This is a genomic window from Pedobacter jeongneungensis (assembly GCF_000633455.1).
GTDB classification, from domain to species: Bacteria; Bacteroidota; Bacteroidia; order Sphingobacteriales; family Sphingobacteriaceae; genus Pedobacter; species Pedobacter jeongneungensis_A.
Map to the genome: position 1 here is coordinate 154,128 of NZ_AYMG01000013.1, position 19,638 is coordinate 173,765.

The window sequence follows — 19,638 nt, forward strand, 5'->3', positions numbered from 1 at the left end:
ACCCCTAAAAATAGGGGTTTTTCTTTTAAAATCAGTTCAATATAAAAATGTTGTATGTTAAAAATGATGCAAAACTTACCCAAATAAAATATGGAATAAATATTAATCCTGCCCATTTATTGATTTTGTAAAAGGTTGTGGCATTGATTACAATAAACACGAGCAGTAAAATGATTTCGGCCAGGGCAAAACCCACTTCGTGCAGGTAAAAGAAAATGAAGGACCAGGCTAAATTTAAAATCAATTGAATGAGGTAAATGGCTACAGTACGTGGAAAATGCACGATTTTATCGCGTCTCACCCAAACCAGGTAAGCCGCAATACCGATTAATACATAAAGGGTAGTCCAAACAGGGGCAAAAAGCCAGTTTGGAGGATTAAATGAAGGTTTGTTGAGTGTTGGATACCAGGTTTTAACTGATTGGGCTGTTGCCCATCCGCCCAGGGCACCAACACCCAGCGTAATGGCTATATTAATGATAAAAGCTACCGGTTTAAATTTCATGCCGTAAATTTGAGTTTAAACATTGGCAAAACCTAAAATGTTTTTATCTGCCAATGCCCGGAACAACGGCTAAACTTTCATTGTCTTCGTTTCCAACACTTTGTACAGCAAATAAATAATTGTCTTTACTGTAAGGCAACCTTAATTCGGTGGCAGAAGTGAAAAATTTCTTTTCCCAAACGGGGCTGCTGGTTTCGCGCATCAACACATAATAGCCTTTTACCGTGCCGTTTGCAGGTGCTTTCCAATATAAATAGGTAGAGTTGCTCAGGTTTTTGACGTCTACTTTTACTTCGGTAGGAACAGATGGGGCTTTTGCCAGATTGGCCAGAACGGCAATATTTACGCCTGTATTTTTGCGCAGGTATTCGAAATCCATAAACTCCTGCAAATCGCCATACCTGATGCCTTTTTCGGTTCTGAGATCCTGGTGCTGGTGATCGAAATTTTCGTTCATTTCGGTAATGCGCACCGCTGTAAAACCATTTTCTACAAATGGGGTATGGTCGCCACCACGTAGAAACCTGTCGTTCCTGTAAATCAGTTTTACTTCGAGCTGATCTACATAACGCTCGCCGATTTCTTTAACGTAACGGGCCAATTGACGGCTTTTTCCATCATTTTCCAAACCAAACTGGCGGATGCTTTTCGCATTTTTATCCAGGTCGAAGCTGGGCAATCCCTCGCTAAATACCCTTAATCTTGTATTGTCTATAATCTGCGTTTCGCTACTGTTATTGCTGCCAATCATGTCGTTATTCAGCATGGCATCTACATTCCAGTTTTCTTTTTTTGCTTTTGCAGCCATAAAGCCAGATCCCAATAAAGATTGTTCTTCTCCGCTTACGGCTACAAATATAATGGTGGCAGCAAATTTATATTGGCTCATAATCCTGGCCGCTTCAATTACACCTGCTACACCGCTGCCATCATCGTTAGCCCCTGGCGCATCGCTGGTTCTGTTCATTACATCGGTAACACGGCTATCGAGGTGACCGCTCACCACATATACGCGTTTATCGTTTGCATCGGTACCTTTTAACACAGCAACAGCATTACCTAATAATGTGGGCTGATCTACTCTTTTGCCGTCGGGGTTAAAAGTGGTGGTATCTAAATAGGCGGTTAACCTGCCATCACTTTGCTTTGCAAACTGGTTAAACTTACTCACCACCCAATTTCTGGCTGCACCAATGCCTTTAGTTTTGCTTTTAATATCGCTTAATGTATTTCGTGTGCCGAAAGCAACCATTTTTGAGATATACGACTTTAAAGAATCCTGATTAACTGCTTTAACCATTTTATCGATATCCTGATTGCGGATGACTACGGTTTGCGCTTTTATCGATAGACTTATTGAAGTAAAAAGTATAATTGAGTAGATTTTTTTCATCTGTATCGCCAAAAATTAATTAGATAGCTAATATATTGAATGATAAACTAAAAAATCGGACAGAAATGCGTTTTTCTGTAACATTTTAAGCATAAAAAAAGCCCTTTGAAATTAATCAAAGGGCCACATTTGTTTGGTTTAACATTATTTTGCAGCAGTTGAAGCAATTTCTTGTGTTTTGCTCCAGTTACCAAAAGCTTTTTTAGCTGATGATTTTGCAGCACTTAATTCTACATCACCTGCAATGGTTAAAAATGTTTTCTCAGGAGAAATCTGGCTGTAAAAACTTTTTACATCAGCTAAGGTTAAAGCATTGATTGAAGTTTCATTTACCGATTGATCATAATCATAATCGTGGGCTTTTAAGCTGGTAATCAATTTAGCTTTTGCTGTATTGAAAGTTTTTTGATCGATTGTTGCATTTTGGATCAAAGAAGCCATTTCAGTTAAATCTTTATCCAGATCAGCACTGGCAGTAGCCAGTTTGCCGCTGTTATCTTTAAAACTGATGTTTGTGTTTTTGTTAACATTTTCGTTTAATACAGCATTTAATAACTCAACTACTCCATCTTTTTTACTGTCGAATGCTTTAGCATCCAAGGTAAAGCTTGAGTAAGCTTTTGGCGATCTGTCATTTTCAGAAATGATGATGTTCATGCCATTTTTAAGTTTGTAGCCCACCGGCTCTTTAAAGGTTTGTGCTTTAGCAGTATAAACCGAAAGGATGGATAGGGTTGAAAGTGCAATTGCTTTAATGGTGTTCATTTTATTTTTTTTAAATAATAGGGTTAACTTTTGTTGGATAATGTTGAACAAATCTAGGGCTGATTGGCTTCTTGGCCAATATCAAGGCGTTAGAAAGGCAGGAATCATAGACGAACGGGCGTATATACGTGATGAAAGTAGGATCGGATTTCTGCAAATATAAATTTTATTCATTTTGTTCATTATTTATTCGTTGAAAATATTCCTGTTGGTTATGCTTAGTTTTATTTGTGACGTTAATCTGATATTATGAATTGCTTAATCGTTGATGACCATGTAATTGCAAGGAATACCATAAGTCATTTTTTGAAGATTGATCCTTCTTTGAAATTGATTGCCGAGTGCGAAAATGCAGCAGATGCTTATCAAAATTTAGCTATCCATAAAATAGACCTTTTGTTGCTGGATATTGAAATGCCAGGAATATCGGGAATAGAGCTGGTTAAGGGATTGGGAGAAAAAAGACCGTTAATTATATTTATCAGCTCGAAAAAAGATTACGCTGCAGCAGCATTCGACCTTAATGTTGTTGATTTTATAGCCAAACCAGTAACGCCCGACCGATTTTTAATGGCAATTAACAAGGCAAAGGAAATTTTTCACCTGAGTAACCTGTTTATTGGCAACAACCCGGATGACTTTGTTTTTATCAGGGATTCGGGGGTAATCAGGCGGATCAAACTGGATGATATTAATCACCTGGAAGCGCAGGGCGATTATGTGAAAATTTATATGGCTGAAAAAACGTATTCTATACACTCCTCTTTAAAATCGATCGAAGATAAACTTCCTGTTAAAAATTTTGTCCGCGTTCACCGGTCTTTCATTATCAATATTGGCAAAATAGATACCATAGAAGGGAATACTTTAATTATACATAAGCAGTTTGTTCCAGTATCAGATGCCTATAAATCTGTTTTAAATAAACGGATGCATATATTATAGCGGTTTATGGAGGTAAATGATGAAAAACACCAGGCACCGGATATTCAACTTGATGTATTGGTTATTGGTGTGGCGGATCATAAACAGTTATCCGGTTATCTTGAAGAGTACGATGTAACTTATAATATTGCGGCAAACAGAGCGGAGGTAATTAAAAAACTTAGTGATTTTACTTTTAAGCTTATTTTAATCGATATGGAGTCGCCTGAGCTTGAGGGGAACAATATAGTAGAACTGATTAAAAACGATTTACTTTTAAATATACCGATAGTGGCCATTATTGCAGATGGCGAGGAGAAAATAAAAACAGGATTTTTTAATAAAGGGATCAGTGGCTGTTTTACCAGGCCGATCTCAAAAATTGAATTAGTTGGTATTTTAACCCAGTTTTTACAAAAAGAAGTTTCATCTTGTGAACATATTCAAACCAGGGCATACGAAACCATCGATTTAAGCTATTTAAGAGAAATTAGTATGGGTGACTCTGATTTTGAGCGTGAAATGGCCGAAAAGTTTATAACAATTATTTCTGATGAGTTAATCCATTTAGTTAATAGCCTGGAAAAGGAAAATTACGAAGAATTAAAGCGTACAGTACATAAAATGAAATCAACTGTTTATTTAATGGGTTTAAGGCCAAGATTAAACTTAGCTCTTGAATCTGTTGAATATGATAACCTCACTCAGGATGAGTTTAAGCATCATATAGATTTGATTGTATCCGTCTGTAAAAAGGCCAAAGAAGAGGTTTGTGTATTTTTGGATCATTCAATATAACAATCTCTTCTTTGGTGTTGTTGTTCTTGCTAAATCTTATCAGGCATACAGGTGACCAGATGTGGGGATTGACTTTGAATCGCCAATAAATTCTTTTATTTCTTTGATGGTTTCTTCTGGTGCGCTAATGTGCGGAAAGTGGCCGGTAGCTTTCATAACCACCAAAAAGTTTTCGGGAGTGTTTTTGTAGATAAATTCGCCAGCTGATAACGGAGCCATAATATCGTTTGAACTCTGTAGTGTTAAACTTGGTACTTCGAGGTCTTTTAATTTATCCCTGTAATCGGCTTTGAAGGTGGCCATTGCAAAAGCCAGTGCCACGCTCGGATCTGTTGCTTCGAAACACTCCTGTAAAAAATCAGAGAGTTCTGGTTTGGATGGGGTATCCATCACCACAGGGGCCAATTGTTTACTCCAGCCAACATAATCTTCAGCTATGTGTTCAAAAATGGTTTCAAGATCTCCAATATTAAAACCGCCGATATAATCGCGGTCGTTTAAATACCTCGGCGATGGTCCGATAAATATCAATTTTTTAAATGCTTCCGGTAGCTGTAGTGCGGCAATCATGCCGATCATGCTACTTACCGAGTGGCCGATAAAGATAACATTGGAAAGCTCGAGGGTTTCGATAATATCGATTACATCACAGGCGTAACCTTCTAAAGTAGCGTATTTGCGTTTATCATATTGGCTGAGGTCCGAATCGCCAGAGCCTACGTAATCAAATAATATTACCTTATAATCTTCCAGAAAAGCATCTGTAATGTATTTCCAGGAACTTTGCGCACAGCCAAAGCCGTGGGCTAACATGATTACCTGGCTACCTTCGCCAAGGATTTTTACATTATTTCTGATGAGTATAGGATGCAAGATGTTTAATTTTTAAATTCTGATTCAAGTTAAACAATGTAACGGTTTTTTTATAAAAAAATAAAAAATGAACAAAACGCACTGCGGGGGTCTGTGAACAGGCATTACGACTTTCTATTTTAATGTTCTTAATTCCTTAATGGTCAATTATTTGTTGGGTTTTATTATTACGAAATTAAGGGCTTTAAGGTTTTAGAAATGAAAAATTAAATGCTGAAGATCATTAACTCAATACTGTAAAAGCACACATTTTGCTCATAATCATTATCTTGCATGTAATCAGCTAACCGAAAAAAACTAATATCCCTAATGAAAAAGTTCGTCCCAATTTTTCTTGTTTCATGTTTATTCTTTATAAATGCACATAGCCAGGTTAATTTAAAAGCTTTTAGACCCAATGGAACCACTGTTTCGGCGCGGCAAAAAGAACTGGTGCTTAACTGGCCGACTGGCAATGGCGGTATTGGTAAAATGGTTTTGAACCTCGATAATGCGAAACCCTTATTCAGCAGTTTACAATTGGGAAAAAAGGGTGCTTTAAAAGAGATCGCAGCCAATCTTGATCCTGCATTTGTTTTGAGGGTGGGTAAGCGTACTTTAAGTCCGGAAAGTGGAGGGTGGGATGTATTTTTTGATCGGGTACCCACACGGCCTTACACTACAAATGTTGTAAAATTCGAAAAAGGAAGTGTCAGTGTTTCTACGCAGGGTTCTCAGACTATCGTAAAAATAGCAGGTGTAAAATCTGAGTCCTTTAACGGTGTTTTAGAAATTACCCTTTATAATGGAAGTCCCTTGTTCAACGTGGCCGCAGTGGTATCTACCCAAAAAGATTCTACAGCAATTTTATACGATGCCGGATTGGTAAATAAAAAAGAAGTATGGACCAATGTGGCCTGGAGCGATGTAAAAGGAAACCTTCAGACGGAAAAAGGAACTAAAACCGATCCTGCTAAAAACCTCGAAGTAAAATACCGTACTGTTATTGGCGAAAATGCTGGTGGAAGTTTAGCTGTTTTTCCGGCACCACACCAGTATTTTTATCCATTGGACGAAGCCTTTAACCTCAAATTTACCTGGAAAGGCAGTAATTATTTAAATTTATTACCCGATTATGGAATTGGCATCCGTCAGGATCCTTTGGGTGATAAACGTTATGTGCCCTGGTTTAATGCGCCACCAAATACCAAACAGCGTCTCAATTTTTTCTGTTTATTGAGTACCGGGAAAGCAGATGCCATTTTAACCGAAGTAAAGAAGTTTACGCACAACGATACTTATGTGCCATTGGCGGGTTACAAAACCATGGCAAGTCACTTTCACAACGAGTTTATTTCTGACGTGGTGTTAAGTGGAAAAACTATTCCCGAAAAACCCGAATTTGTGGAGGTGCTGAAGAAAACAGGATTAAATATTGTGAAGTTGGCAGAGTTTCATGGTCCTGGGCACCCAAAAGGGCCAGATTCTATACGGTTAAATGAATTGGATGCACTGTTTAAGCAAACAAACAGACTCTCAGATAATGATTTTCTGTTATTACCGGGTGAAGAAGCAAATAATTTTTATGGAGGGCACTGGCTGGCCTTTTTTCCAAAACCGATTTACTGGATCATGTCGCGCAAAAATGATCTTCTTTTCGAAAGCAACGATCCAAAATATGGTAAAGTGTACCGTGTAAATGATAAGGTTGAAATGCTCAAGTTATTGGAACAGGAGCATGGCCTGGCGTGGACGGCACATGCCAGAACGAAAGCTTCAACAGGTTATCCGGATAAATATAAGGAAGAAGATTTTTTCAAATCGGAAACCTTTATGGGGGCTGCATGGAAGGCTATACCAGCAGATCTTTCATTGCCAACCTTAAGTAAAAGGGTGCTGAACCTGATGGATGATATGGCCAATTGGGGTTTAAAAAAACATGTGATTTCGGAGGCTGATATTTTTACCATTACCGAACAGAATGAAATGTATGCACATTTAAATGTGAACTATTTGCAATTGGATAAAGTGCCGAATTATGCCGATGGCTGGCAACCTGTTTTAGATGTAATTCGAAAAGGTAAGTTCTTCGTGTCGACAGGAGAAGTGTTGATCCCTGCATTCAATATCAATGGAAAAGGTGCAGGAGAAACATTAAAAATTGATGTTGGTGGTAAAGCAACGGTAAATATGCAGCTCAACTGGACCTTCCCTTTAAGTTTTGCGGAAATTGTATCAGGTGATGGTGAAAAGGTGTACCGTAAACGGATTAACTTAAGTAGTACAATGGCATTTGGTAAAAAAGATTTTAGCTGGCAGATTGATTTAAAAGGCCGCAAATGGGTTAGGGTAGAGGTCTGGGATATCGCAACCAATGGTGCATTTACGCAGATGGTATGGTTGGAGTAGTTTTGCTGTCACTCTGAGCGATGAAACACAGAAAATCTATACGATTGTCATCCTGAGGGATAATTTATTTTATAAAAATCAATATTGATGACAGAAAAATCCTAGCGCAATGATAAGCCGCCAAATTCGTCATTGCGAGAAGGCTTTTTCAGCCGACGAAGCAATCTTACAACGATCGCTACCTCGCGTCGCATTAAGGTTATTCATTTTTGCAGTTGTTTTTAAAGGCATTCATGAGCTCACTTCGTTCGGTTAGCTTCGTGCCTCGCAATTATGACTCTTTTCATTTATTCTGTCAATGGTAGCGTAATCGAAGGGCATTCGAGCGTATAATGCACTTTGGTAAATTGTCATTCCCAACCCGATTGGGATCTTAATGAACCATGTTTTAAGCATTACGATTCCCGCCTGCGCGGGAATGACGACCTTTTTAAGGATGGAGCCTACGCATTTGCCACGGATGCTCTGAATACACGGAAAATTCCCCGCGGTTTATCACCCTTAGCATTATATCGTCCTCATCTCGAATGCAGTGGAGATGACGACCATTCTATTGAAATCTGTCAATGGTAGCGTAGTTAAAGGATCTTTACTACGCAATTTACTTAGCGCTATTATTTTATTCGGTATTTACAGCATAAGTTGTTTGATGTTTTTTGGAGCGCAGTGCCAGTAGTGTGTAGGATAAGTTCCGTCCTGCTGTGCGTTGCTCCCGAAGAAACCTGTGAAACAAGCAAGCACACAATAAAAAGTAAAAACTAGTGCTTAAATCGGGATCCACTTCCATCAGGGCTATTTAACAACGGACTGTTAGCATATTAACCACAGATGAAAAAGATGCACACAGATAAAAATCCATGTTTCTATGTCTCCGGGGCAAAAAAGTAGTTTTATTGTTTTTGATGGGACACCAAACAATGAAAAGAATAATGGTTGTTTTAGGTGTTGTTGTCATTCTGAGCGCAGCGAAGAATCCCTGAGTGATGAAGCAGAACTTTTAACATGCCTCTAAGTAAAGTTGGTATGTTTATTAAACAGTAGTGCTGGTATGAAACAGATTCTTCACTGCGTTCAGAATGACAATAAGTTTCACTATGCTGCATCAATCTTAAACCTCCTGATAGCCAGATAAAAAAAGGTAATAGAATATAAACCCGCCAACAATCCTGCGCATGCAGCGGATGGAGTAATCCCGAAATCGTGGTCAGGCGGGAAAGAGAAATGTAGCGTAAGCATCAGGGCAAATACAATTGCAATGCTATACAAACCGTTTAGGCCAGCTTTTTTTAAGATGAAAGGATAACCCGAAATTTTATCATCCACCTTAAAGTTAATTGCACCTGAATGTTGCAGCTCTTTTATTTTTTTCAAAATATCGAGGGTAATCATAAAGGGAAGCAGTAAAGACATGGGCAGTAAAAACCTGGCCAAATTTTGCTCACCGCTGAACAGGTGCACCGAATTTTGGGCTTTAAATGCAAAATAAGGTATTACCGTATTCAATACTGTGTTTGGGATAAGGTGTAAAAGCAGGTTTTTGCGCACAAACTTTCGCCAGTTCGATACTTTTATCTCTTCATTGTGCTCCACGTAATCAGGCATTGGCCAATTCGTTTAAATTTTCCTTAATCAGTTCCATGGCCCTGTCTTTGATCTGCCAGGCTTCAAATTCCCTTAAAAATGACTCGTTCGACATGAAAGAGAAATCCAGTTGTCCGTTAAAAGTGCTGCACACTAAAGTATTGGCATTTTTCCATGGAAAGGCAACGGTTGGGCTATAAATGGTTTCTATGGAAAAATCCTGATAATCCTTTGGTATATTTAAAAGCCCCATGTTGCTTAGAGTTACATCGTGGGTACCTTTTGTTGTTTTTAAGAAACCGATCATTTTATTTACCGACGAGTGGAAATACTCGCTGATGTTTAACAGGTCGTAAACTTTCATTTCGGCTATTTTTGCATCCAGATCGTTTTTTAACACCTGAGCTTTGGTCCAGAATCTATTTTCTATTTGATCGAGTCTAAGCTCCGCAATGGGCGCAAAGGCAAACATGGTGTCCTGTTTAATGGCTTCTACAAAACGCCTGATATCAACCGGACAGATCACTTTGCCATGAGCTTTAGTGCCTTGAACATGTTTGAAAGCTTCCATAAAGGCCACACAGATGGCAGCATGCACCGTTGTGTTTTCTTCCTTGCATTTCTGCAATAGTTTTTTGGTGTTTTCGACACTAATTTTCCAGTGAACGGCATAATTGTTCCGATCTACTTGATTGTTGGAAGTGGCTTTAAAAAAGAAAAACAAGCGACCCAGGGCTGCAAAAATCTTTCCTTTAAAGTGACCGAGTTTGGAGATGGAAAAATCTTCCGGCATCAGATCGTTTACTGACAAAAACGAAGGATAAGGCGCCAGATTTTGTTGGGGATTATCGATCAATGTCATCAGTTCGCGCATCAGATTTAAAATGGTTGTTCCATCACAGATGCAATGCGGAAGTACGAGTAAAAGATCTGATTCGGTTTCGCCTTTTAGCCAGACTAATCTTGCCAATGGTTGGTTCGGGGAATCAAAAAGTTTATACCATTCAGTTTTAGATTGTATTAACCAATCTTCATCTGTTAAACGATCGGTAATCCTGACCGGTATTTTACTGATGTTTTCATGATGTACGAAATAGGGTGTTTTGCCTGTAGCATCGATATTCATCTGCAATAGCGGATGTTTCTGCTGGATTTTCTGCAATGCCCTGTGCAGGTTTTCTTCATTGATCTGGCCAGAGATTTTGGCGCCAAACACACAGTTTAATGGTGTTTTAGCATCCACATGCATAATCCTTTCTCCTAAAATTAATCTTCTTTTCATGCGGTTGCGTTTAAAATTTCAACGGGTTGCTCTACCTGGCTTTTAAGGATGGAAATCATCTTTTCTTTAATGGCTTCGGCTTCTACAAAAGGCACATAACCTTCGCTGGCTACAAATGTGAAATCCATTTGGTTGCGATAAGTGGACACAATCATCGTAGTGGTGTTACCCAAAGGCCCCATTACCGAAGGGCTAAATATGCTTTCTACTTCAAAATGCTGGTATTGATGTGGGATATCGATTTTACCAAGGTTAGAAAACATACAATCATTACTTGATTTGCCGTATTTTAAGAAATTGGTGAAATTATGAAGTGCCGGATGGCAGGCTTCCATCATCATCATCAGGCTGTAAGGATTCAGTTTGGAAGATTTGTCATTTACATCTTTCTGTAGAGCTTTAACGTTCTCTCAAAAGTCTTTCTCTGGCAGCAGGGAAAGTACAATCATTAATCCGAAGGCGAAAATGTGGTCTTTTTTAATAATTGGGTTAAAGTTCCTGATATCAACCGGAAGTGAGATTTTGTTAAAGGCTTTTTCTTTTCTTACTTCTTTGAAAGCGGTTAAAACGGCGGCACTTAAAAGTGTATTTACCGTAAACTGATTGCTTTTGCAAAAGCGGATAATATCTTTTGTCAATTCCTGATCAAATCTCCAGTGGAACATAAAATCTTTTTTACGCTCTACAGCTACTTTTTTGATCGGGATGATCCAAAGGGCGAGCGTGGCAATTTTACCAATCAGTCCGTTTTTGGTGCGGTTGCGGTAACTGTTCAATACTTTTGCAGGAATGACATCTTCCACACCCATAATCGGGATTTCCCTGCCGATATCGGTATCAGGATCATCCAAAAGCTGCAGTAGTTCTGTTAAAATAGAAAGGGCAGCAGTGCCATCACAAAGGCAATGGTGGTATACCATCAAAAATTCGGATACCTCTTTTCCTTTTAGCCAGGTAATGCGGCAAAGCGGTGCAGTTGTAGCATCAAAAACAGTTTTCCACTCATGGGTAGATTCCTGCTCCCAATGATCATCACCTAAACGCTCCACAATGCGAATGGGTATTTTAAAGGCTTCGTTAAGGTTGGTTACAAACCAGGGCTTTTTGTCTTCATCAAAACGTATTGCTGCAGTTAACCAGGGGTGTTTTTTCTGGATTTTAAATAAGGCAAACCTTAAATCATCTTCCTTGATTTCTCCCCTGATTTTGAAAGGTATTACAATGTTAAACGGATTTTTTCCATCTCCGTATAACATTCTTTCGCCGAATAGCAGTTTTCTTTTCATTTAGGTTAGTGTTGTAATGCGTTCCGTCATTCCCAACTTGATTGGGAATCGTAATGCAATAAGCTTTAAGATTCCCACCTACGTGGGATCCGATAGCTATCGGATGACGATCGCTTTTTATAATTTACGCCTGTAAAATCGCCATCAAACCGTTTCCACGGCCTGTGCTGTTTTAGCAAAATCCTCCAGCAATTGCACCGCTTTATCATTTCCACCCGCCTCGATAAAGGTTTCTTTTATTTTTTGTGCGGCCTGGCGGTATTTAGGATTTTCTAAAAGCTTAAAAACAGTTTCTCTTAAGTCGCTGATGCGTAATCGTTTGTAACGGATGCTTACGCCACAACCTGCCTGTTCAATTAATTTAGCAGTATGAAAATGATCGTAGGCAATAGGTGTGATCAACATCGGTAAACCATTGGTGAAGGTATCGTTTACGGTATTGAAACCACCGTGACAGATTACAGCATCCATGTGCGGCATCAGCTCTGATTGTGGCACAAAACCACTTACGATAAAATTATCAGGCCATTTTTCAAAAATATCGGGATTGGTTGCGGCCACAATGGTTACGGGCTGGTTTTCGAAAGCAGTAATCAGTTTCTGGAAAAATTCCTTACGGATATCAACCAGTAAAGTACCCAATGAGACAAATATTTTTGGCGTAGTGGCCTGGCTTAAACGTTCCCAATCAAAAGGGGCTAAATTTGGCCGGCCTTTTACCGGGCCAACAAAATGCATGTGCGATGGTTTTTCTTCAAAACCTGCAAAAGCTTGTGAAGTGAAAACCATATTTAGCTCGTGCGAATGGATGTGGATATCGTCACTATAAATACCCACTTCTCTTTGTAAACCTTTAATCAGGTTTTGTTGCCATTCGAATATTTTAGGGGCGCTGGTTGCCGTATCGCCCATTACATCTGGTGGTACAGGAGTGGTGGTAACCGAGGGAATGCCTTTTAAATGAGCGCTTAATGCACCAGCGAAAGTAATACAATCGTTGATGATGACATCTGGTTTCCAAACATCTACAAAGTTGTTCAATCCTTTCATCATCATTTTGGCAAAAGGAACATAGGTTTCTTCGAGTGCCAGTTTCATCACCTCTGGTCCAGAGCAAGCCGGGCCGTCATCCTGACGTTTTAAAATGCGTTGTATTTCATCAGCATACTCGGCCAGATCTTCTTCAGGGTAAATAAATTCGCCACCTTCGGGTAAATGTACCTGAGCAAGCGGGGTAATGCCAAGCCACTTTACTTCATGGCCGCGGGCCAGTAAACTTGCGCCAATGCTTAAAGTTGGACTGATATGGCCAAAAAAGGGCGGGACAACGAAAAGGAATTTTGACATAGTGTATAATTTAACTGATGAATACGTTTGAGGTTTTGTTGCTTAAAGCTTCCAGTAAATCGGCGGCACTTTCTGTTCCGCCAGCTTCTATAAAGGACTGTTTAATTTGTTCGGCAGCTATTTTATAACTGTCGTTATGCAATACTTTGTTTACCGCTTCTTTAAGGTGACTGGCTTTAAAACGGTTAAAGTTTAAGCGTTCTCCGGCACCAACCCTGAAAACACGTCCGGCTACATGGCTTTGATCGTAGGCAATCGGGATCACTATCATAGGCAGTCCGTTCATTAAAGTTTCGCAAACGGTATTGTGTCCTCCATGGCAAACCACGGCATCAAGGTGTGGCAAAAGTTCCAGTTGTGGTACCTGGCGCTGCACGGTAAAATTAGCAGGCCATTCTTCGAATAGTGCCGGATCGGAAACCACCACCACATGCATATCTTCATCGGCAAAAGCCTCGATTACTTTGGCAAAAAAAGCTTTTTTATGTTCGTGATCGAAGGTGGTACCAATGCTTACCAATATTTTAGGTTGGCTGGTGTGAAATGCTTCCCAGCGAAAAGGAATGGAGGTTTTGCGGCGGTTAAAAACAGGCCCTACAAATTTAAAATGCTCGGGTAAATCCATTTCCCCGAAAAAATCTCTGGAGGTAAATACCAATGTGGCAAGATCGGAGCAGGCAATGGAGCCGCTTGTAGTGATGCCGAATTCTTTTTGCAGTTCCACAATCTGGTTTACTTCCCACTCGTGTACTTTTGGCAACTCATCCATTACTTTTATAGCAGCAGGAGCGGTAACAGAAGTAACGTAAGGGTAGTTTTTGTTGGTTGCCGCAATGGCACCGGCAAACATCTGGTGATCGGTAATCACCACATCGGGCTTAAACTGATCGAGTAAACTGGCAATACCTTCGTAACTGTGTCGGTTAAGCGGAATTAATACCTCTTCGTATAAAAATTTAATACTATCGATGCCATAAACAATCTTTTTGGTGATGATGTCGAGGTATTTTTCGGAATCTTTTTTCTGCTGGTCGTTCTGGTCGTAACTGATCACGAGGAGTTCGCCTCCCTCAGGAAGTTTTTCGCCCAGTGATTGGTCTAAAGTAATCCATGCCACACGGTGGCCTCTTTCTAATAAAGCGGCACCCATACTCAAAGTTGGGTTGATGTGGCCGGTTAGGGGAGGAACAACGAATACAAGTTTTGCCATGTGTTTAATTTTATGTTTCCTGGAAGAAGTTTAACAATGTTTCAGCAATTACCAATGGTTGTTGGATCGGGATATTATGATCGCCCAGTACAGCAATTAACGATGCATTTTCGATCAGCCCATCAAGGTATTTCCCTGCATTTAAACAATTAGAATCGGTACCATATAATAATAGGGTAGCTTGTTTTATGGTTGCAATTGCCGGGCTGCCGAAAAAGTCTTTTTCGAGCTCCATATCAGTTTTAATCGAAGTTTGATAAAAAAGGTACTCGTACATGCGGTGGTTGCGTTCCATTTGCCTTTTACCCATTTTCACTTTGGTGGTATCGGTAAAATTTTCGACGTAATGCTCCAGAAATTCGCGGCTGTACTCATCAATAATTCCCCTGGTTTTATCATCATTCGGATCCGGTGCTTCAATAATGGCCAGTTTGTTAATGCGTTCCGGAAAGCGGATGGCCATTTTTAAGGCAATCAATCCACCGAAACTATAACCGCCTAAATGAGCCTGCTTAATGTTTAATATCTCCATTAAGGCAAACAGATCGTTGGTCATACTTTCTAAATCGTATCCCTCCAAAGCCTTTTCGCTCATGCCATGACTTTTTAAGTCGTACAGTACGACATGATATTTTGTGGCCAACAATGGCGCGATATTAAAATAATAGACAGAAAGGTTACTGAACATCCCGTGAACGAGCACGATGGTTTCAGCAGCGCCTTTGTTGAGCTCCTGAATGTGAACCGATTTGCCGCTTACGGTTATGACTGGCATTCTTCGATATAAGAAATGATCATGCCCAGGTTTAAATTGATCAGCTGATCTAAATCCATTGATGATAACCAGCCCGTAAAATCGATCTGCTCACCAAAATGTGCTTTGATTTTTTCGGAGAAGGATACGATTTCGATGCTGTCCATTTCAAGGTCTTTGGTGAAAGAACTTTCGGGTGTGATATCCATTTCTTCAACAAATTCTTCGCCGATTACTTCAGTGATAAATTTTTTCATGAGGTCGAAAATTTCTTCGCTGCTCAGTTTCTTAGTTGTTATACTGTCCATCCGATGATATAGTTTTTATGTTTGATTGTTTTTATTGTAATGTTATTAATGCATAATTCTTCGCCGTTTACTTCTGCTACGGTATAGGCTTTCGGGTTACCCTGTAAGCCTTTACCCAGGTATTTTCCATAAGCTTCTTTGGCTACCCAGAAACGGGTTGCCCATTCAATTTTATCGCGGTTTTGAAGCAGCTCTATTTCGTGATCGTTAAAAACGAGATCAAAAAAGCCTGGGCTGCGTTCTTCAATGTGCTCGATATCGATGCCAACCGGTTCGTTAAAACGGGCTATGCCAACGGAATCGGTGCCTTTATGCGCAATGGAAATGTTGATATTATCTGTTAAACCACCTTTAACATAAGGTTTGCGGTGTTCGTCTGAATAAATTTCGAAGGTAATCGGATAACAGGCCTGGTTTTTCTGCGTGTTCAGTAAATTCCGAACGGCATCTTTTGCTGCAACGCGACTGATCATCCAGGTTCTTCTTTTATTGGGCAAAAGGTTGTTATGGTGTTTCTTTTCTGTTTGGTTGAAATATCTTTTCAGGATAAAATCCCACGATACCACACGCGAATAAGCATTTCCGAAAAGAAAAACGCCAGGGGCAACCTCTTCTGATAAACGGTTGTGGAGCGGAGACATCGACACGTTCCAAAGCGGTTCGTCTATTTCCAGTCTGCGGTTCTGCCAGCCAGAGATAATGAGCCACGTAATGCCACCTCTTTTCATCACTATATCGGCCGTAGCAAATTCGTCGTTGATTTCGGTAAGCACACAGGTACATTCGAAAGTACCTTTCTGATCGGCCATATCGCCAAAGAATTCAATCTCCTGGATCTTAACAGGGAAAGCTATCCGATCTTTTTCTAAAGTGAGCTGCAACCACAAACCAAACAATTGACCAGCATTATCGAGCAATGAGCCTTTTCCGCCTGATGCTTCGATGATGCCTGTAATTCCTTTTTCGCCAACTGCAACCAGTTTTTTGATACCCTGATAATCTGGTCCGTGGAACATGTGGGCATCGTAAATCTGTGCAGAAGTACGGTCGATATCTAGTAATTTGCCAATATCGAAAGTTCTGTTTGGAGCGGAGTTTAACTGCGTAGCCAACTGTACTTCTGCATTTGCAAAACGTTCGAGGTTAAGGTAAAACCTTTGTTCATCTTTCCACTCGCCGGTTACGGTTTCCTGAAAAGGTTTAACCACATTCATCCATTGGAAAACGCGCATATTCATAATTTTGTGCACTTTTTCCTCTGGCGATTGCGCATTTGCAATTTCGGCAAACACTTCAAAAATCATGGTCATCGGGATCACCGGATCCATATCTTCTACCGTTGGCCAGCCTTTTGGCTGTCTTAATAGCGAGTGATCGATGAGATAGGGACAGTTCTCCAAACTCACATCCAGCGTTTTGCTAAAGGCTTGTCTAACGGGTTTTACCGGTGCGGCCGGCGCCCAGTTAACCGGCTGATCAACCTGGAAGGCTGCATTTTCGAAAAGTTCGATCATTTCGCTCTGCATGTTGATCATTTCCACTACATTCTCGTTAAAAGCCTGTAAAACGGGGTGTTTGGCTTCTACAAAAGTTTTAGGCTGCACAGGTTGATTTTGCTTAATGGTTAAACCTTTAAGTGTTTGCAGGTTATGGATAATCGGCGAGCCGAGTTCGAGTTTGATGCCTTTGTTTTTTTGAGGCGGCGTTGATTTAATGTTGCCCAGGTAATTTAGGCCGATTTCTTTTCCTTCGACAAAAAGTGCAGCCAAAACCCTTTGCAACTGCGTAATACCCGAACGGATAGGCACGTTGGCGCTAATGGTGCTAAAATCTTTCCCCCTTAAAGTATCGTCGATAAAACCAACTAAACCACCAGAACCAACCTGGATAAATACACGTGCGCCCTCGGCATACAGTTTTTCGGTAAGCTCGCGGAAACGCACCGGTTTAATCAGGTGTTCGGCACTTAACTGGCGAATGGCTTCGAAACCTTCTGGATAAGTTTCTAAAGTAGTAGCCGACCAAAGTGGTGTAGTGGTTTTCCTGAACTGCATGTCCTGCATGCCCTCGAGGATCAATCCCAGTTTATCGGCCACAAATGGTGAATGGAAACCCGATTGAAAAGGCAGAATCTGATGAAAAATCTGTTTCACCTTTAATATTGGTACCAGCTCATCAAGCGCGTTTTTACTGCCACAAAGAATTACCTGTTGCGGACAGTTATCGTTCGAAAGGTACAAATCGGAAATACTTTCTATAATGGGTTGAAGGGTAGCTAAACCGGCACCAACGGCAATAAAGCGCGAATCTTTGAGTTCAAAAGTTTCGGGGTTAAGTACATTCAGTAAATTCATTACCGAACTTTCTTCTGCCAGTTCCGAAGATCTTGCTGCAAGCCATTCGCCGAGGCTGTGGCCTGCGTTCATGTCAGATTTAACACCTAATTGTTTTAAAGCCTGGTCTAAAACGCTGCTTTTGTTCAGGATATTGAGCGCTTCGCTCAAAAGACCATCCTGTTTTTCGTTTTCTTCGATACTGATGTTGAAATAATCGGCTACCGATTTAATTTCGCCATCGGCAAGCCCGTCTAAACCCGGAAAAACGAAGGCTATTTTGCCATCGTTGGCCAATAACGGCGAATTGGTATACCAGATATCCTGTTTATTTCTCCATGGAGCATTTTTAGCTACAATTTTAAGTGCTTTTTTGATCCTTTCTTCACTTGGATTGAATAATACCAGACGGAAATTGCCTTGTCCGGTGCTATAATCGCCGTTTTCGAGCGATTGAATCAAATTTTCGTGACTTTGCCTGGCAATTACCAAAACCTTATCTTTTTTAGGTGTATGGTAGGCAGTTAATACCACATGGGCATTAATTCCACCAAAACCAAAGGCATTTACGGCCGCTAGTTTTGGTAAGCCCGATTGATTCCAGTCTGCAGCTTTCTGCACCGCCGAAAAACGGGTTTCTGCTAGTTGCGTAACGGGTTCATCACAATGTAAAGTAGGAGGGATGATGCCATGATACAGTGCCAAGCTCGATTTAATTAAGCCGGCAATTCCTGCAGCAGGCATCGCATGGCCGATATTTGATTTAACCGAACCGATACCCGCTTTTGGCAGATCTGCATCCTGACCAAAAAACTGTTTCAGGGTTTCTACCTCGATTTTGTCGCCAAGCGGTGTACCGGTACCATGGGCTTCTAAATAGCCGATATTTTTACTTTCTAATTCTGCATTTTTCCAGGCTTCGGTAATGGCTTTTAACTGGCCTTTAACCGACGGGCTCATTACACTGGTGCCGCTGCCATCGCTACTGATGCCCACACCTTTAATTACTGAATAGATTTTATCCTGGTCGCGGATGGCATCTTCGAGGCGTTTGAGTACAACAAAACCACAACCTTCGCCAATAATCAGTCCATCGGCATTCTGATCGAAAGGTTTTATTTTTTCTTGTTTGGATAAAGCACCCAATTGAGAAAATATGCTCCAAAAAGCAGCATTCTGACCTAAATGTACACCGCCTGCAATAATCATATCGCAACGGCCACTATTTAGTTCCTGCACGCCATGATCAACCGCGATGAGTGAACTGGCACAGGCAGCATCCAAAGTAAAAGCCAGTCCGCCTAAATTAAGGCGATTGGCTACCAACGAAGCCACTAAATTAGGGATCAGACCCATAGCGGTATCAGCACTAAAACGGCCTTTGCGCAATTGGAATTCGTGTTTTACCTTTTCAATTTCTGCATCAGTAAGTTGCGGCATTAAGTCTTTTAATACACTCGAAATTTGCTCGCCAGTTCTTACAATTTCGATGGCGCGGGTTGCCCCAGGCCCCGCATAATTGCCTTTGCCAATAATGATCCCAGTTTTATCGAGGGAATATTTTTTTTCGAATACAGATGCATCCTCTAATGCCTGGTGAACCAGATCTAAGGTTAACAGATGATCGGGTTCGGTACCTTCAACAGCTAAGGGTAAAATCCCGAAGCGCTGCGGATCAAAATGATGATCGGGAATAAAGCCTCCTCGGTTGCAATAAAAACGATCTACCCCGCTCACTGCTTTGTCGAAATGCACAGGATCAATCCGATCAGCCGGAACCTCTTGTGTAGAATCTACGCGGTTGATAATATTCTCCCAAAAGGCCTGCAAATCTTTCGCACCCGGAAAAATGCATGACATTCCAATAATTGCTACGTCGCTTTTCTTCATC

General features: G+C 40.5%; 16 protein-coding genes. 3 read left to right on the forward strand and 13 right to left on the reverse strand.

Translation table 11 applies throughout. The annotated features are described in order from the left end of the window. Positions 1 to 31: 31 nt before the first annotated feature. The 3 genes from U859_RS0112850 to U859_RS0112860 form a co-directional block, all read right to left on the reverse strand. A complete protein-coding gene (locus U859_RS0112850) occupies positions 32 to 505 on the reverse strand; it encodes a TspO/MBR family protein (RefSeq protein ID WP_025143771.1) in 474 nt (157 codons plus the stop codon). A 43-nt stretch (positions 506 to 548) separates the two neighbouring features. Next, positions 549 to 1,898, reverse strand: a complete 1,350-nt coding sequence (locus tag U859_RS0112855) for a M28 family metallopeptidase (RefSeq protein WP_025143772.1) — start codon at positions 1,896 to 1,898, stop codon at positions 549 to 551. Positions 1,899 to 2,042: 144 nt separating this feature from the next. After that, positions 2,043 to 2,663, reverse strand: a complete 621-nt coding sequence (locus U859_RS0112860) for an insulinase family protein (RefSeq protein WP_025143773.1) — start codon at positions 2,661 to 2,663, stop codon at positions 2,043 to 2,045. A 249-nt stretch (positions 2,664 to 2,912) separates the two neighbouring features. Here U859_RS0112860 and U859_RS0112870 point away from each other — a divergent pair, with 249 nt between their 5' ends. Both U859_RS0112870 and U859_RS0112875 read left to right on the forward strand, forming a co-directional pair. Beyond that, positions 2,913 to 3,608: a LytR/AlgR family response regulator transcription factor gene (locus U859_RS0112870; RefSeq protein ID WP_025143774.1), complete on the forward strand. Its 696-nt coding sequence runs from the start codon at positions 2,913 to 2,915 to the stop codon at positions 3,606 to 3,608. Between the two features lie 6 nt (positions 3,609 to 3,614). Next, positions 3,615 to 4,385: a response regulator gene (locus tag U859_RS0112875; RefSeq protein WP_025143775.1), complete on the forward strand. Its 771-nt coding sequence runs from the start codon at positions 3,615 to 3,617 to the stop codon at positions 4,383 to 4,385. Between the two features lie 39 nt (positions 4,386 to 4,424). Here the strand turns inward: U859_RS0112875 and U859_RS0112880 are convergent, their stop codons facing one another. Next, positions 4,425 to 5,258, reverse strand: a complete 834-nt coding sequence (locus U859_RS0112880) for an alpha/beta fold hydrolase (RefSeq protein ID WP_025143776.1) — start codon at positions 5,256 to 5,258, stop codon at positions 4,425 to 4,427. 309 nt (positions 5,259 to 5,567) lie between these two features. Here U859_RS0112880 and U859_RS0112885 point away from each other — a divergent pair, with 309 nt between their 5' ends. Next, positions 5,568 to 7,646, forward strand: a complete 2,079-nt coding sequence (locus U859_RS0112885) for a hypothetical protein (protein WP_025143777.1) — start codon at positions 5,568 to 5,570, stop codon at positions 7,644 to 7,646. Between the two features lie 1,092 nt (positions 7,647 to 8,738). Here U859_RS0112885 and U859_RS0112890 read toward each other — a convergent pair. From U859_RS0112890 to U859_RS0112925, 9 genes are all read right to left on the reverse strand, one after another. Further along, on the reverse strand, positions 8,739 to 9,248 hold the full coding sequence (locus tag U859_RS0112890; RefSeq protein ID WP_025143778.1) for a hypothetical protein: 510 nt from the start codon (positions 9,246 to 9,248) through the stop codon (positions 8,739 to 8,741). Then, positions 9,241 to 10,509, reverse strand: coding sequence for a condensation domain-containing protein (locus U859_RS0112895; protein ID WP_025143779.1), 1,269 nt, complete (start codon positions 10,507 to 10,509; stop codon positions 9,241 to 9,243). Before U859_RS0112895 ends, U859_RS0112890 begins: the two co-directional genes overlap by 8 nt. After that, positions 10,506 to 10,853, reverse strand: coding sequence for a hypothetical protein (locus U859_RS32190; RefSeq protein WP_205314391.1), 348 nt, complete (start codon positions 10,851 to 10,853; stop codon positions 10,506 to 10,508). The genes U859_RS0112895 and U859_RS32190 overlap by 4 nt, the downstream gene beginning before the upstream one ends. Positions 10,854 to 10,919: 66 nt before the next feature. After that, positions 10,920 to 11,795, reverse strand: a complete 876-nt coding sequence (locus U859_RS30420; protein WP_205314392.1) for a condensation domain-containing protein — start codon at positions 11,793 to 11,795, stop codon at positions 10,920 to 10,922. Between the two features lie 144 nt (positions 11,796 to 11,939). After that, entirely contained in the window at positions 11,940 to 13,142 is a 1,203-nt protein-coding gene (locus tag U859_RS0112905) for a glycosyltransferase (RefSeq protein WP_029985727.1), read from the reverse strand. 10 nt (positions 13,143 to 13,152) lie between these two features. Beyond that, complete coding sequence (locus tag U859_RS0112910) at positions 13,153 to 14,352, reverse strand: glycosyltransferase (protein WP_029985728.1); 1,200 nt, start codon at positions 14,350 to 14,352, stop codon at positions 13,153 to 13,155. Positions 14,353 to 14,362: 10 nt separating this feature from the next. Further along, positions 14,363 to 15,127, reverse strand: a complete 765-nt coding sequence (locus tag U859_RS0112915) for an alpha/beta fold hydrolase (protein WP_025143780.1) — start codon at positions 15,125 to 15,127, stop codon at positions 14,363 to 14,365. Beyond that, positions 15,115 to 15,414, reverse strand: coding sequence for an acyl carrier protein (locus tag U859_RS0112920; RefSeq protein ID WP_025143781.1), 300 nt, complete (start codon positions 15,412 to 15,414; stop codon positions 15,115 to 15,117). Before U859_RS0112920 ends, U859_RS0112915 begins: the two co-directional genes overlap by 13 nt. Continuing rightward, on the reverse strand, positions 15,402 to 19,637 hold the full coding sequence (locus tag U859_RS0112925; RefSeq protein WP_025143782.1) for a type I polyketide synthase: 4,236 nt from the start codon (positions 19,635 to 19,637) through the stop codon (positions 15,402 to 15,404). Before U859_RS0112925 ends, U859_RS0112920 begins: the two co-directional genes overlap by 13 nt. Position 19,638 lies beyond the last annotated feature (1 nt).